Genomic DNA, 13,801 nt, shown 5'->3' with positions numbered 1-13,801 from the left:
ATGTTGAATATTTATTGGTTAATAGCTGTTTCGTCCATCTCTATTTATTTAATGTTGGATAGGTACTGCATAGGCGCCAATTTTACTGGTTTTTAGACCACAGCCAACCAGTGCCTCAATCATACGAGTAGCCACAGTCACACCATCAATCACAGGCACACCCGTTTCCGCAGTCAGCCATTCTGTTAGGTCTGCCATCCCAGCACAGCCCAAAACCACCGCTTCGCAGTTGTCTTCACGCACTGCACGTAAAATTTCATCACGAACTTTTTCACGGGCACCAGAGCCAGCTTCCTCAAGAGCAAGCACGGGTATGGCAGCAGAGCGTACTTTTCTACAGCGATGAGATAAACCATAACCATGAATCAAATCTTCAATCACGGCTACAGAACGTGGCAAGGTGGTGACCACACTAAAAGAGGTTGAAATCATACTAGCGGCTTTGACCGCCGCTTCACAAATTCCAATAACCGGACCTGAAAACACTTCGCGGCAAGCACCAATACCTGGGTCATCAAAGCAGGCGACGACCACACCATCAATTCCTTCTTGTTCCGCTTGTTGTAAGCGTTTAATCAAGCCAGGGACAGAGAGCGCTTCATCATGATGTCCTTGAATAGATGCAGGCGAATCCGTTCCGGAAGCGCCAATAATGGTCGTACCTGCACTGGCTTTTTGACGCGCGCTTTCAACGATTTTATCGGTCATAGAAGTGGTCGAGTTTGGGTTCATTACTAGAATTTTCATAGAGCCTCGCTATTCATAGGTTATCGTCATTATTCACAGATCAGCAGCATGTTATATTTGTTAACAATCATTGTTAACTATTATTGTTAACAAAACAATCTATTTTTTTAATATTTGTTGTAGCGATAACAGTCGCACACTATAATTGCGTCTATGAAAATAGAGAAAACCAAACAAACAGTTCCTGTGCTCGATGAAATACCCGAGCAAACTATTATTAACTCCATCACCGCTGCGGTGTCAGAGCAACGCTTGCCCGCTGGAACAAAGCTTGGCGAGCAGATGCTGAGTGACTTGTTTAACTGCAATAGAGCCAATGTGAGGCGAGCACTCTCTACCCTTGCAACAATGCATGTGGTGCAATTACAGCCCAACCGCGGCGCTTTTGTTTCAACTCCGTCACCGAAAGAAGCAGGTGATGTGTTTGAAGCACGGCGCACGATTGAGCGTACACTCGCCCGTAAAGTAATCAAAAATGCCAAGCTGCAAGACATTGCTGACATGCGTGCTACGATAGCTGCCGAAGCTGACGCGCGGGCGCAAGGTGATAAGCCCGCTGAGCTACGCCTATCTCGCACTTTCCATATGCAGTTGGCGATGATTTCAGGCAATACAGTTTTAGAGCGGTTTTTGAGTGAACTTACATTACGTACCACGCTAATCATTGGGCTATATAACAAAGTTGGCTCATCTAACTGCGCTGAAGACGAACATCTTGGCATGGTAAATGCCATTGAAAACAGGGATGAAGAAGGTCTGTTATTGCTGATTAATCAACACTTGAATCACTTAGAATCTAGCCTAGACTTTAAATGCGCAGCAAAACCTTTCTTTAGCTTAGCCGAGCAGCTGACTATCGTGCCTGCTTGAGTATTGGTAATAGAAATGCACTTTTAGCACCCTTTAAAGCCGTTTACATTAAAAAACCTGCCAATCATTTGACTGGCAGGTTTTTTATTTAAAATAATCAGCGGCGATAAAAACTAGCCAACTAAAGCATCCATTTTTCTATACTGATAATCTAGCACTTCTGCTACGGCTTTATACGTCATATGACCTTGCGTGGTATTCACACCTTAATAAACCCATATTAGTAAGTGTATGTTTCATTTCTTTAAATCGAATTGAATCGGATATGATATGTGATACAGATTGAAATCAATGAATAAGAACAGTTAAATCAACAACGACCATCAACTACTGAAAGTAGGGATTATCTGACGATAGTGATATGATGCTGTCTTGCACATAAAGACAGCATGAACATTGATTGCTCAATTTATTATCACCTTTATTATCCTAGCAGATATAAAATAACAACCAATCGCTCGTTAAATGAATTTTGTGACGGTTTTGACGGACATAGAAACGATACTCGGCAGCTCTTCTTACCCCACTCTTTTTGTCATATAATAGCGAGTGTTATCTACTTTCAATCAAATTATTACTTTAACTTTTGTAGCCAGCTTTACACGCACTTTTTAATTCAATTTACATTTTCATCACCATTCTAAAAGACGCCTTCTATGACTGATAAAAGTACTGATATGCCAAGCCAAGACTATAAAGACACCCTAAACCTTGCCGACACGCCGTTTGCGATGCGTGCAAACCTTGCCAAACGTGAGCCAGATTGGCTAGTAGCTTGGGAAGCAGATGATGTTTACGGTAAAATTCGTGCGGCACGTGCTGGGGCAACCAAATACATTTTGCATGATGGTCCTCCATACGCCAACGGTCAGATTCACTTGGGTCATGCAGTCAATAAAGTACTCAAAGACATTATCGTAAAATCAAAAACTCTATCCGGTTTTGATGCGCCTTATGTGCCCGGTTGGGACTGTCATGGTCTGCCTATCGAGCAAAAAGTCGAAGCCAAACATGGTAAAGTCGGTCAAAAGGTTTCTGCAACCGAATTCCGTGGTCTATGTCGTGAATATGCCAGTACACAGATCGAATTGCAAAAGGCGGATTTTAAGCGTCTGGGTGTGTTTGGTGATTGGGACAATCCTTATCTAACGATGAACTTCCATCAAGAAGCCAATATCGTGCGCGCCCTTGCCAAAATTTATGACAATGGTCACGTAACTCGCGGTATGAAGCCGGTCAATTGGTGCTTGGACTGTAGTTCAGCATTGGCTGAAGCCGAAGTTGAATATCAAGATAAAGTCTCAGATGCCATTTATGTCAGCTTTGATATTGTAGACAGTGACAAAGTTGCGGCATTGGCTGAAATAGACGGCAATATCGCTGCCGTTATCTGGACGACGACACCTTGGACATTGCCTGCCAACCAAGCTATTGCAGTGCATCCTGAGCATGACTATAGCGTGGTCGCTACTGAGAACGGCAACTTGCTACTGGCGACTGATTTGGTTGAGTCGGCGTTAAGTGAATTTAAGCTCGAGAATAAAGGTGTCTTAGCGACCGTATCAGGTCGTGAGCTTGAAGGTCTACATGCTCAGCATCCGCTTATCGAAGCTCGCCAAGTGCCATTAATCTTGGGCGATCACGTAACGACTGACAGCGGTACTGGCTTAGTCCATACTGCACCGGGTCATGGTCTTGACGATTATATCGTCGGTCTAAAATATAATTTGCCTGTTGAAAACCCAGTGAGTGGTACGGGCGTTTATTTAGACAGCGCAGCGGTATTTGCTGGTGAGCACATCTATAAAGCCAATCCACAAATCATCGCTGCCCTACACGAAAACGGTCATTTAGTTAGCCATACCAAAATTGAGCATAGCTATCCGCATTGCTGGCGTCATAAATCGCCAATCATTTTCCGTGCCACGCCGCAATGGTTTATCAGCATGGAAACTCAAGGCTTACGTGAGCGCGCGCTTGCTGATATTCCAGCGGTTCAATGGACACCAGCGTGGGGTCAAAACCGTATTGAGTCTATGATGACAGGTCGCCCAGATTGGTGCATCTCTCGCCAGCGTACGTGGGGCGTACCGATTACTTTCTTTACCCATAAAGAAACGGGTGAACTACACCCAAATACGCTTGAACTGATGGAAACGGCAGCACAAAAAATCAATGAAGGTGGCGTAGAAGCATGGTTTGATGCCAGCTGTGAGGATTTTTTAGGCGCGGAAGCTGCTGATTATGATAAAGCGACTGATACCTTAGACGTTTGGTTTGACTCTGGCACGACACATTTTGCCGTACTTGATCAACGCGATGAGCTGACCAACCCTGCTGATATGTACTTAGAAGGCTCCGACCAACATCGTGGATGGTTCCAGACGTCGTTGCTGACCTCGGAAGCCATGTACGAGCGCCCACCGTTTAAACAAGTTTTAACCCATGGCTTTGTGGTTGATGAAAATGGTCGCAAGATGAGTAAATCACTGGGTAATATCATTACGCCGCAAGAAGAGATCAATAAAACGGGCGCGGATATGTTGCGTTTGTGGATTGCATCAAGCGACTACCGTTATGAAATGAGCGCTGGTAAAACCGTCTTTAAAGGCGCAATCGACATGTATCGCCGTATCCGGAATACCTTGCGCTTCTTGCTTGCCAATACTGATGATTTTGATCCTGCTACCAATAGCGTTGATATTAATGAGCTGGTTAGCCTCGATAAATTTATCATTGAGCGTGCGCAAACGGTACAAGCACAAATCATCAGTGCTTATGATGCGATGGACTTCCACCAAGTCACGCAGCATATCACCGCATTCTGCTCGCAAGACTTGGGCAGCTTCTATTTGGATATTATCAAAGACCGTCAATACACCACCCAAACTGACGGGCAGCCGCGCCGCTCTGCGCAAACAGCGATTTACCATATCGCTGAAGCATTGATTCGCTGGATTACACCGATTTTATCCTTTACGGCGCAAGAAGCATGGGAAGTATTGCATGGCGCTGATAGCTATATATTCACTGAAGAATGGTACAGCTTCCCAGAGTTTGAAATGAGCGCTATTAGCAACGATGACTGGCAGCGTATTATGCTTGCAAAAGATATGGTCAATAAACATATCGAAACTGCACGTGGCGAGAAAATCATCAATGCCAACTTATCTGCTGACGTCAGTCTATATGCTGATGGCGCTATGCATGAAAGTCTAGCTAAGCTTGGCGAAGAGCTGCGTTTTGTCCTTATTACCAGTAGCGCAACTTTAAAGCCTATGAACACTGCCCCTGCTAATGTAGCAAGCACCGATGAGCAAACAGATAGCAATAATATAACGGCAGATTTAGTCGTCGAAGTGAATGCTGCAGCGGGGACCAAGTGCGTGCGCTGTTGGCATATCCGTGATGACATTGGCACAGATAGTGCACATCCAGAATTATGTGCGCGCTGTGCAACCAACGTCAGCGGTGATGGAGAGGTGCGCCACTATGCCTAACTCAACGCCTAATCCAACAAATTCGCCTGACGATAAGCAGGTGCCTATTGACGTCGACAGTTCACCTAAACCGGCTCATGCCACTACGGGTAGCTCATCGACGCCGAAGAGTCGACTGAACAAGACGCCAAAGATGATCGCTAATGGTCGCCTTGCGCTTAACTGGTATCTGTTGTCACTGGTCGTGATTATCCTTGATCAATGGACAAAATGGTTAGCTGAGACCAATCTGACCTTTCTTGAACCTGTGCCTGTGATTGAGCCGTTTCTAAACTGGACGCTCGCTTACAACTACGGCGCTGCTTTTAGCTTTTTGGCAGATGCAGGCGGTTGGCAAAAGTGGTTTTTTGCAGGGCTAGCGCTATTGATGTCGCTATTCTTGATAGGCTATCTAGCTAAAGCGCCCCGTCAAGCTAAGCTCTTATCACTTGGGTTAGCCTTAGTGTTAGGCGGTGCCGTGGGTAATTTGATCGATCGCTTATTACATGGTCACGTCATCGATTTTATACATGTGCATTATGCTGATGTTTGGCATTATCCCATTTTTAATATTGCTGATATTGGCATTTCTATCGGTGTATTATTGATTGTCATCGATATGCTGTTTTTGGAAAAGAAGCGTGAAGTTTAACGCGTCTCAAGGCATATCGCTTTATTAATAGAAAAGGTGGATTGCATTTTTGTAAATCCACCTTTTCTTTGGCTTTTATTCTCACTATCTAAAACCTATAACAATTCTTCCAGAAAATCCAAACCGCCATCCGCCAATATAAATAGTAACCCTGCCATGTTAATGATGACAGTCAAATAATACGCAATACGAAATTCAGGCTTTTGTGACTTATGACGCAAGTAGGTTTGTGCGACCATTGCCCCGACCCAGCCACCAAGCGCACTTAAAACATGTAATGTCATCTCAGGTGTTCGCCAGTCGTTGTTTTGAGCAGCCGCTTTGTCTTTAGCATACATGGTATAGGTTATCATACCCAATACAGCATACCACCCAACAACTAGCCAGCTAAGCTTATTCATGACCGCCAGCAATATCAGTACACCATAAAATCCAACACCAAGAAACAAGCGGTTCTTTTGTCCTGCTTCAAACTCTGCTTGGGCGTTACGTTTGTCATTACGCTGGCGAATTTGCTTATTTTTTTGCGCCATCTTTTGTTGTACAAAGCTCAGCTCTTGCACCTCTTTTGCTTGCAAGCGTCTTTGATTATCATAGCCAACCGTAAAAACAACCTCTTCGCCGATAACAGGACGACGCTGCGCTTTAAACGCACTGACATGAAAAAATACCGACTCGCCCGCTTTGGTTTCAATAAAACCAAAGCCTTTATCGTCTTGCCATTTTGTGACTCGACCTTGTTGTTTGTTTGCCATCAGTTTTGCCATAAATGTTGCGCTCACTTTTAGATTCGCCAAATATATTACACTATTTACGTTACACTATTGGCGCTTACAACCTTTTCTAGATGACTTATCATTTCTTATATTGATGTCCACCTAACTTCCTACTCCAGTAATAGGTAAATTTTCCATGACCGACTCGCAATTTATCACACCAAATGAAGATGTACGTATCACCTTTGGCAGCCTAGTTAAGCTGCATTTTGAAGTATCACTCGAGAATGGCACCGTAATTGATTCAACCTTTAGCCGTGATACACCCGTTACTTTAACTATAGGTGATGAGAGCTTGTTACCTGGCTTTGAGCAAGTGCTGATGAATCTGCGTGCAGGCGATACGCGTTCCGCTCATCTTGAGCCAGAGCAAGCATTTGGTGAATGGAACCCTGACAACATCCAACGCTTTAGCTCTACTCAGTTTGCGCTTATCGCTGACAATCCTGAAATTGGCATGCTAGTAGAATTTGAAGACAAAGGCAAAAACACTCTACCCGGTACGATTAGCGCCATCACTGATGACGAAGTAGAAGTAGACTTTAACCATCCGCTTGCTGGACAATCTGTGCAGTTTAAAATTAAAATCTTTCAAGTGACGCCGCCGGGTGTCACAGGCATCAAGCTCATGTAATATAAAAATTTGCTTCAGAATAAAATAAAAAAGGAAGAACATATGCAATATCAAACACTGCCACAGCTCAATGAAAAAGTCTCCAAAATCTGCTTGGGAACGATGACGTGGGGACAGCAAAATAGCGAAAGCGATGCACATGAGCAGATGGACTTAGCACTCAGTGAAGGCGTAAATTTCTGGGATACTGCTGAGATGTATCCCTCACCGCCGGATAAAGATAAGCAAGGCGATACTGAGCGCTTTATGGGCACGTGGTTCCAAAAGACCAAACAACGCGATAAAATCGTTCTTGCCAGTAAGATATCGCCAATGGATTTTTTACGTGATGGGCAAACGCGTTTTAATGCCGCGCATATCAGCAGTGCTATTGATGGCAATCTTGAGCGTTTGCAGACCGATTATATTGATATCTACCAACTACACTGGCCTGAACGTCAAACGAACTACTTCAGTCAGCTCGGTTATACCGAAGCGATGGCAGCACAGCCGCTCGATGATTTGACGCCTTTTTTAGAAACCATCCAAGCGTTGAATGACGAGATTAAAAAAGGCCGTATCCGTGCTTATGGATTATCAAACGATACTGCTTGGGGATTGATGCGCTACTTATGGGAAGCGGATAAACATGGTTTGATCGCACCTATTACGGTGCAAAACCCTTATAGTTTACTTAACCGCTTATATGAAGTGGCCATGGCAGAGATTGCGCATCGTGAAAATGTGGGTTTACTTGCTTATTCACCACTAGGCTTTGGTGTGCTATCTGGTAAGTATCTCGATGGTAAACGTCCTACTGGCGCGCGCCTGACCATGTATGATCGCTTTGCCCGTTATACTAATGAAGAAGCACTATCAGCCACCGCCCAATATGCCAAAATCGCAGATGATGCTGGTTTAGATATGGCGCAGATGGCATTAGCCTTTGTTAACTCACGCTCGTTTGTAACCAGCAATATCATTGGTGCTACCACTATCGAACAGCTAAAATCTAACATTGATAGCATTAACTTAACCTTAGATTCAGATGTACTGGACGCTATCGAAGCGGTACATACTCAACAACCTAATCCTTCACCATAATTTTGCGTGGTCATAGATTGATATTGTTCAGCTTTCAACAATCTGAAGTTCAGGTATTTGCATAGCAAAGAAAAAGGCGCAAGTCGTTAGTATTAACTACTAAGATTTGCGCCTTTTTTATACACGTTTAAATAACCAATTTAAAGCGTATAGAATTAAACTTTCGCTATTTTGGTCAATACACGCGAATGTAATTCAGCTAAGCCTTCTTGCATACGTAATTGTAATAAATCTGTCAGCTGACTTTTGCTCAAACCTTTAGGATCGATTGCTTCTAGTGGTAAGACGTAAGCGGTGACATCTTTACTATCTAAAACCTTTTTCAAACTGTCTTTCATCGTCAGCTTGCCGTAATAAGGCAGTTCTTCACTTAAGGTACCGTCTTTATTGACATACGCAATCACTAGCGGGCGCACAGGCACATCAGCATCTATCGCCGCTTGTAGCAATGTGCCATGGATACGTTTGATTTTTTTGCCATCTGTGGTAGTCGCTTCAGGGAAAAAGATAACCGAGAAGCCTTTGGTTAAAAAGTTAGCAATTTGCGACGCAACTGAGCCGACATCACCGGAACCACGCTCGATAAATACTGTACCTGCCGCGTGTGCCAGCTTACCAAAGATAGGCCACTCACCTATTTCGGCTTTGGATAAGAAAAAAGCAGGGCTCACTGTACCGACCACAGGGATATCCATCCACGATACATGGTTAGAAACCCATAGCCCGTGATGTTGCTCTACGCGCTCAACGGCGATAACCTTGACGCCAAAAGAGCCTGCCATTTTGCGACAAAAAGCTTGAATGTAGCGTGGCAGTGTTTCGCGTGGTGGCTGTTTAAATGCCCCGATACGTTGGGCGGCGCGTAGCCCACCAGCAATTGTGGTGGTCATACCAGCAATCTGTTTGCCGCGCCCCAATTGCTGTTTGATTGAAAAGCCTGTCTTGGGTTGGCTCATCTCTGTCCCTCGTAATTAAAACTTATGATTATATATGGTAAACAAAGGCAATGAGTATAACAAAGTTTATGCAGTCAGTGACGACTTGTTCACTGAGTTATGAATAGGTTTTGTGAGTAATTTGCTGCTAATGTCTCTCACTGATTCAGTTTAGAAAGAATATTGCGCTGCAAAGATAAAATCCTACTTAATGAACGCTGTAACATAAAATCATCGCTAATTGTGTGAATACGCTTTAATATCAACTGATAAGACCACATATAAATGGTTATCTGAACGCAACTAAGATAGTTATTCTATTTAGATAAGCTTGGTAATTTACTCAATATGTTGAATAAAATTCATTAGAAATAATATTTAGAATAGGCAGCGTTGCGATTTATTTACTTTATGGATAGGTGATACTCTTTGGAATATTTTGAAAGACATACTGGTGGCGAGCGCGCCATCATCGTACATTTAGACATCCGCCAAATTCAAGATCCTGATGATTTAGGTGAATTTGAATTATTGGCAGACTCAGCAGGCGCAGACCGCTTGGCACTGGTGACAGGCTCACGTGCACGCCCTGACGCCAGATATTTTGTTGGTAGCGGCAAAGCAGAAGAGATAGCAGAATTGGTGCGCGAGCATGATGCGGACATCGTGCTTTTTAACCACAGCTTATCGCCTTCACAAGAGCGTAATATTGAAGCCTTGGTACAATGCCGCGTACTTGATCGCACGGGTCTGATTTTGGACATTTTCGCGCAGCGTGCACGTACTTACGAAGGTAAACTACAAGTAGAGCTGGCACAGCTCAACCATTTGTCGACACGTTTGGTGCGTGGTTGGACGCATTTGGAACGTCAAAAAGGGGGTATTGGTCTACGTGGACCCGGTGAAACCCAGCTTGAGACGGATCGTCGCTTGCTACAAGTGCGAGTCATGCAGCTCAAAAGTAGAATCGAAAAAGTCAGACAGACGCGTGCGCAAGGTCGAGCTCGCCGTCAAAAATCAGATGTACCGACTATTTCACTTGTGGGTTATACCAATGCTGGTAAGTCTACTTTGTTTAATCGCTTGGTCGATGAAAACATCTATGCAGCCGACAAACTGTTTGCGACACTCGATCCGACGTTACGCCGCTTAGATTGGCAAGGTGTAGGACGTGTGGTACTGGTCGACACAGTAGGTTTTGTCCGTCATCTTCCACATGAATTGGTTGAATCTTTCCATGCGACCTTAGAAGAGACGCTTGAAGCAGACCTATTGCTCCATGTCATCGATTCTTCGAGCGAAGATATGCATGAGCAAATTCAGGCGGTGAAAGACGTACTGGCTGAAATTGATAATGATGTGCCTGTGCTTAATGTCTACAACAAGATCGATTTGACCGATGAGCCTGCACGTATCGGTTATGCTAGCGAAGGTCAACCCAACCGCGTCTATGTTTCTTCTAGAGAAAACTTAGGCATGGAAGAGTTGTCATTGGCCGTGCAGCAATTACTGACTGGCACACTGACTACCTTTGATTTGACCCTACCTTATAGCGCAGGGCAGTTAAAAAATGCTTTGTATGAGCTCGGCGTTATTCAAGAAGAAAGCTATGATGACAGTGGTCATGAGTGCTTAACGATTCGCTTGCCAAGCGATAGACTGAGACAGTTACTTGGTCAAGCCAACTTAGAGCCTCTAGATGTATTGCCATTAGCGCAAGCAACATTGCTGCTGCCGATACTTGAAGAGTTTGAGCAGCCTGATGATGTAGAAGAACAAACGATGACGGATGCTGAAGAAAAAGCGTTTGCTGAATTTGAGGCGTTAAATGCTGAAGCTGAGAGAGTAGCGGAAGACTTGCTAATAGAAGATACTCAAACATCCGACTTGCAAAAATAAGTCATTTACTTAAAATACTTTGAATAAAATTAAAAAGGACGCTATTTATTAATAGTGTCCTTTTTAATGCTGAATCAACTTAGCGCACAAGAGAAACTCGTATTAGCAACAGCTATATATCGATGTATTGATGTATTGATGTATCGATTTTATTACTTACAGACTATATGGTCACTATTGACCGATACGCTTTATTAGTTGCGACACTCTATATATAATCTTTTATATACTGCACTCGTGATTCTCCTCTCACTCATCTTTTTACTCTTTTATCTATCCCTGACGTGGTCCACTTGCTTATGAAGTCTACCCATTCTTCAAAAATGCCCTTATGGATGGCATTGCTCCTGACGCTCACTATTGTCATTACTGTGCGTGAGTCGGCAGTATTTGTCTGTCAGTTGGCGGGTATTGAAAAAGCGGCCAATATCGTCGGCTTACTGACCATGTTTTTTATTCTGATGATTTGGCGATTTATCAAAGGTATTCCAGGCTGGCTTACCCAAGCGAGTAATACTTTACTTGTCGATAGTGGCTTTGCTTTTTTGCCAGTTTCAGCTGGTGCAGGCTTGCTGTTATTTGCTTTAGGAGATGAGCTATGGGGCTTTATGCTTACCATACTGATTAGTACGCTGATACCGATTTGGGGATTTGCCGTGTTATCCAATCGTTGGCTGAACCGTAATAATGATATGAACGGCAACACTACCATTAATGAGCAAAAATGACAGCCTTGAGCGGTATGGATAAAGGAATCTTATGAGTTTTGATAATGTGTTTGTGGCAACCTTTGCCGCGATATTACTGACTTTAGCAGCCCATGTAATTGCTCGCATATTGGCACGCAAACTTTCATGGTTACCGATGGTCATTACCGCACTAGTATTGGTCGTTATATTTCTATTCATTTTCCAATGGGATTACAATCATTATTATGCCGTAGCCAAACCCGTTTTTGACCATCTATTAGGTTATGTCACTGTCTTATTGGCAATACCTTTGGCTGCCATGAATTTCAAAGGTTTACCTATCAAGAAACTTGTATTAATTGTGGCGATGGCGAGTTTGATTGGCGCATTATTACCGATGTCATTAGCCTATCTATTTTCACTCAGTCACGATACGATATTAGCATTTGCCAGTCGTTCAGTGACCACGCCGATTGGTCTGAGCATCGCAGATTTAATCAAAGCACCTCTAGCGATGGCAAACCTGATTATTATCGTTTCAGGCCTCATTGGCGGGACATTAGCGCGTTTCTTATTTATTGGCATTGAAGATGACCGTGCTAAAGGCTTAGCGCTTGGCTTAGTCGCTCATGCGTTCGGCACCGTAGAAGCATGGCAAATCAGTCATACAGCGGGCAGATATGCCGCGTTTGGCTTGGCAGTGAATGGTTTGGTCACTGCTGTCTGGGTACCTATATTTATCACAGCACTGTCTGCTTAATTGTCCTTTAATATAGCACTGCTATTCTAGTACGGCTGCGAATATTTAGATTCATCGTGTATTTCAATGCTTTTTGGCCAATATTAGTGATAATAGCCCTCCTCTATTTTGCCTTCACTGTAAATGGTCTGTCGCTACTTCTGACCTCGCACTTAATAAGGTACACTGCAATACCATATTGATTTTATTAAAAATTTTTACAATTTAAATGTTTGTTTGGCCAGCTTGTCAGGGCAATCAGATGTAGTAAAAAGTTATTATATGTTATAGTAAGCAACTATTATTTTTTGTATCTATTGCAATTGGTTTTGTTAACCGTAGTTCTGCGTTGTAGTACTTAAGCTTAGTGACTATGAAATATTGCAGACAGGATAACCGCTTTATTGCGCAAACCAATGCGTCCATAAGCAAGGCAATTTGCTACTACTCGATAAAAAGTGATAACCCTATGATAAATGTTGCACCTTTCATAACCCGCTGCTTGTCTCCCGTTTTACTCACCGCCGTTGCCCTATCTAGCCTACCTATCGCTGCTCAAGCAGGCAATATGTATATCTATAAAGACAAAGGCGGACAAGTACTTCTCACCAACGTCAATCCCAGTGGTAATTTTGATAAATTTACTAAAAAAGTAAAAGTCACTTATTATAAAGATTCTAGTCTGTATGATGGTGGTAGCAGCAGTAATAGCAATGACTATGGGAGCAGCTCTGCAAGCAGCAGCGGTACTCGTAACTCTTATGATAGCTATATTCTGGCTTCAGCGCAGCGCCACGGTGTCGATCCAGGACTTATGAAAGCCATGATGCATACTGAGTCTGCCTTTAATCCCAATGCTCGCTCACCAGTTGGTGCGCAAGGTTTGATGCAGCTAATGCCAGCTACAGCACGTCGATTTAAAGTGAGCAATCCTTGGAATCCTGCTGATAATATTGAAGGTTCTGCCAAATATATCGCTTGGCTGATGCGCCGCTTTAACAACAACGTCGAGTTTGCGGTCGCGGGTTATAATGCAGGTGAAGGTAACGTCGATAAATATAATGGCATTCCACCGTTTAAAGAAACGCGTAACTATGTCAAAAGTGTGATGAGCCGCTATCATAGCCTGTATAAAAACGATTCAGGGCTATCTGGTAATACGATGAATGCTAACAATAGCAATACAGCCAATACCAGTAATGGCGGTGGCATGCAAAACGTTAGTTATGGCACGAGTAGCAACAGTAATAGCGCAAGCTATGCCAACTCTGCTTATTTAGCATTGCGTTAATCCAAAA

The 13,801-nt window shown here is 43.4% G+C and carries 12 protein-coding genes; 9 read left to right on the top strand and 3 right to left on the bottom strand.

What is annotated here, in order from left to right; translation table 11 throughout:
• Positions 1–48 precede the first annotated feature (48 nt).
• On the bottom strand, positions 49–747 hold the full coding sequence (locus PSYCG_RS02040) for an aspartate/glutamate racemase family protein (protein ID WP_041772206.1): 699 nt from the start codon (positions 745–747) through the stop codon (positions 49–51).
• 153 nt (positions 748–900) lie between these two features.
• On the opposite strand from PSYCG_RS02040, the gene PSYCG_RS02035 reads away from it, so the two are divergent.
• From PSYCG_RS02035 to lspA, 3 genes are all read left to right on the top strand, one after another.
• Positions 901–1,617, top strand: coding sequence for a GntR family transcriptional regulator (locus PSYCG_RS02035; RefSeq protein ID WP_020442742.1), 717 nt, complete (start codon positions 901–903; stop codon positions 1,615–1,617).
• Between the two features lie 656 nt (positions 1,618–2,273).
• Complete coding sequence (ileS, locus tag PSYCG_RS02030; RefSeq protein ID WP_020442741.1) at positions 2,274–5,117, top strand: isoleucine--tRNA ligase; 2,844 nt, start codon at positions 2,274–2,276, stop codon at positions 5,115–5,117.
• Positions 5,110–5,748, top strand: a complete 639-nt coding sequence (lspA, locus tag PSYCG_RS02025) for a signal peptidase II (protein WP_020442740.1) — start codon at positions 5,110–5,112, stop codon at positions 5,746–5,748. The genes ileS and lspA overlap by 8 nt, the downstream gene beginning before the upstream one ends.
• A 95-nt stretch (positions 5,749–5,843) precedes the next feature.
• Here the strand turns inward: lspA and PSYCG_RS02020 are convergent, their stop codons facing one another.
• Entirely contained in the window at positions 5,844–6,503 is a 660-nt protein-coding gene (locus PSYCG_RS02020) for a DUF1294 domain-containing protein (protein WP_020442739.1), read from the bottom strand.
• A 157-nt stretch (positions 6,504–6,660) separates the two neighbouring features.
• On the opposite strand from PSYCG_RS02020, the gene PSYCG_RS02015 reads away from it, so the two are divergent.
• Together PSYCG_RS02015 and PSYCG_RS02010 are read left to right on the top strand one after the other, a co-directional pair.
• Positions 6,661–7,158, top strand: a complete 498-nt coding sequence (locus tag PSYCG_RS02015) for an FKBP-type peptidyl-prolyl cis-trans isomerase (RefSeq protein WP_020442738.1) — start codon at positions 6,661–6,663, stop codon at positions 7,156–7,158.
• A gap of 42 nt (positions 7,159–7,200) precedes the next feature.
• A complete protein-coding gene (locus tag PSYCG_RS02010; RefSeq protein WP_020442737.1) occupies positions 7,201–8,241 on the top strand; it encodes an aldo/keto reductase in 1,041 nt (346 codons plus the stop codon).
• 155 nt (positions 8,242–8,396) lie between these two features.
• On the opposite strand, the gene PSYCG_RS02005 is transcribed toward PSYCG_RS02010, so the two are convergent.
• Positions 8,397–9,197 (bottom strand): lysophospholipid acyltransferase family protein, encoded by an 801-nt coding sequence (locus PSYCG_RS02005; RefSeq protein WP_020442736.1) that lies wholly within the window; start codon positions 9,195–9,197, stop codon positions 8,397–8,399.
• Between the two features lie 408 nt (positions 9,198–9,605).
• Here PSYCG_RS02005 and hflX point away from each other — a divergent pair, with 408 nt between their 5' ends.
• The 4 genes from hflX to PSYCG_RS01985 all read left to right on the top strand — a co-directional run bounded on the left by hflX (position 9,606) and on the right by PSYCG_RS01985 (position 13,794).
• On the top strand, positions 9,606–11,075 hold the full coding sequence (gene hflX / locus PSYCG_RS02000; protein WP_020442735.1) for a ribosome rescue GTPase HflX: 1,470 nt from the start codon (positions 9,606–9,608) through the stop codon (positions 11,073–11,075).
• A 299-nt stretch (positions 11,076–11,374) separates the two neighbouring features.
• Positions 11,375–11,803, top strand: coding sequence for a hypothetical protein (locus PSYCG_RS01995; RefSeq protein ID WP_041772203.1), 429 nt, complete (start codon positions 11,375–11,377; stop codon positions 11,801–11,803).
• A 31-nt stretch (positions 11,804–11,834) separates the two neighbouring features.
• Complete coding sequence (locus PSYCG_RS01990) at positions 11,835–12,524, top strand: LrgB family protein (protein ID WP_020442733.1); 690 nt, start codon at positions 11,835–11,837, stop codon at positions 12,522–12,524.
• Positions 12,525–12,972: 448 nt separating this feature from the next.
• Complete coding sequence (locus PSYCG_RS01985) at positions 12,973–13,794, top strand: lytic transglycosylase domain-containing protein (protein ID WP_020442732.1); 822 nt, start codon at positions 12,973–12,975, stop codon at positions 13,792–13,794.
• Positions 13,795–13,801: the final 7 nt, after the last annotated feature.

The sequence above is a fragment of the Psychrobacter sp. G genome (assembly GCF_000418305.1).
In the GTDB taxonomy this organism is placed as follows: Bacteria; Pseudomonadota; Gammaproteobacteria; order Pseudomonadales; family Moraxellaceae; genus Psychrobacter; species Psychrobacter cryohalolentis.
This window is presented reverse-complemented; position numbering and strand designations above follow the sequence as displayed.

What these genes read in the sequence shown, in the direction of transcription:
- PSYCG_RS02020 (WP_020442739.1), bottom strand. Translation starts at nt 6,503, where the DNA reads ATGGCAAACAAACAACAAGGTCGAGTCACAAAATGGCAAGACGATAAA.
- PSYCG_RS02010 (WP_020442737.1), top strand. Translation starts at nt 7,201, where the DNA reads ATGCAATATCAAACACTGCCACAGCTCAATGAAAAAGTCTCCAAAATC.
- PSYCG_RS01990 (WP_020442733.1), top strand. Translation starts at nt 11,835, where the DNA reads ATGAGTTTTGATAATGTGTTTGTGGCAACCTTTGCCGCGATATTACTG.
- PSYCG_RS02040 (WP_041772206.1), bottom strand. Translation starts at nt 747, where the DNA reads ATGAAAATTCTAGTAATGAACCCAAACTCGACCACTTCTATGACCGAT.
- lspA (WP_020442740.1), top strand. Translation starts at nt 5,110, where the DNA reads ATGCCTAACTCAACGCCTAATCCAACAAATTCGCCTGACGATAAGCAG.
- PSYCG_RS02035 (WP_020442742.1), top strand. Translation starts at nt 901, where the DNA reads ATGAAAATAGAGAAAACCAAACAAACAGTTCCTGTGCTCGATGAAATA.
- PSYCG_RS01995 (WP_041772203.1), top strand. Translation starts at nt 11,375, where the DNA reads ATGAAGTCTACCCATTCTTCAAAAATGCCCTTATGGATGGCATTGCTC.
- ileS (WP_020442741.1), top strand. Translation starts at nt 2,274, where the DNA reads ATGACTGATAAAAGTACTGATATGCCAAGCCAAGACTATAAAGACACC.
- PSYCG_RS01985 (WP_020442732.1), top strand. Translation starts at nt 12,973, where the DNA reads ATGATAAATGTTGCACCTTTCATAACCCGCTGCTTGTCTCCCGTTTTA.
- PSYCG_RS02015 (WP_020442738.1), top strand. Translation starts at nt 6,661, where the DNA reads ATGACCGACTCGCAATTTATCACACCAAATGAAGATGTACGTATCACC.
- PSYCG_RS02005 (WP_020442736.1), bottom strand. Translation starts at nt 9,197, where the DNA reads ATGAGCCAACCCAAGACAGGCTTTTCAATCAAACAGCAATTGGGGCGC.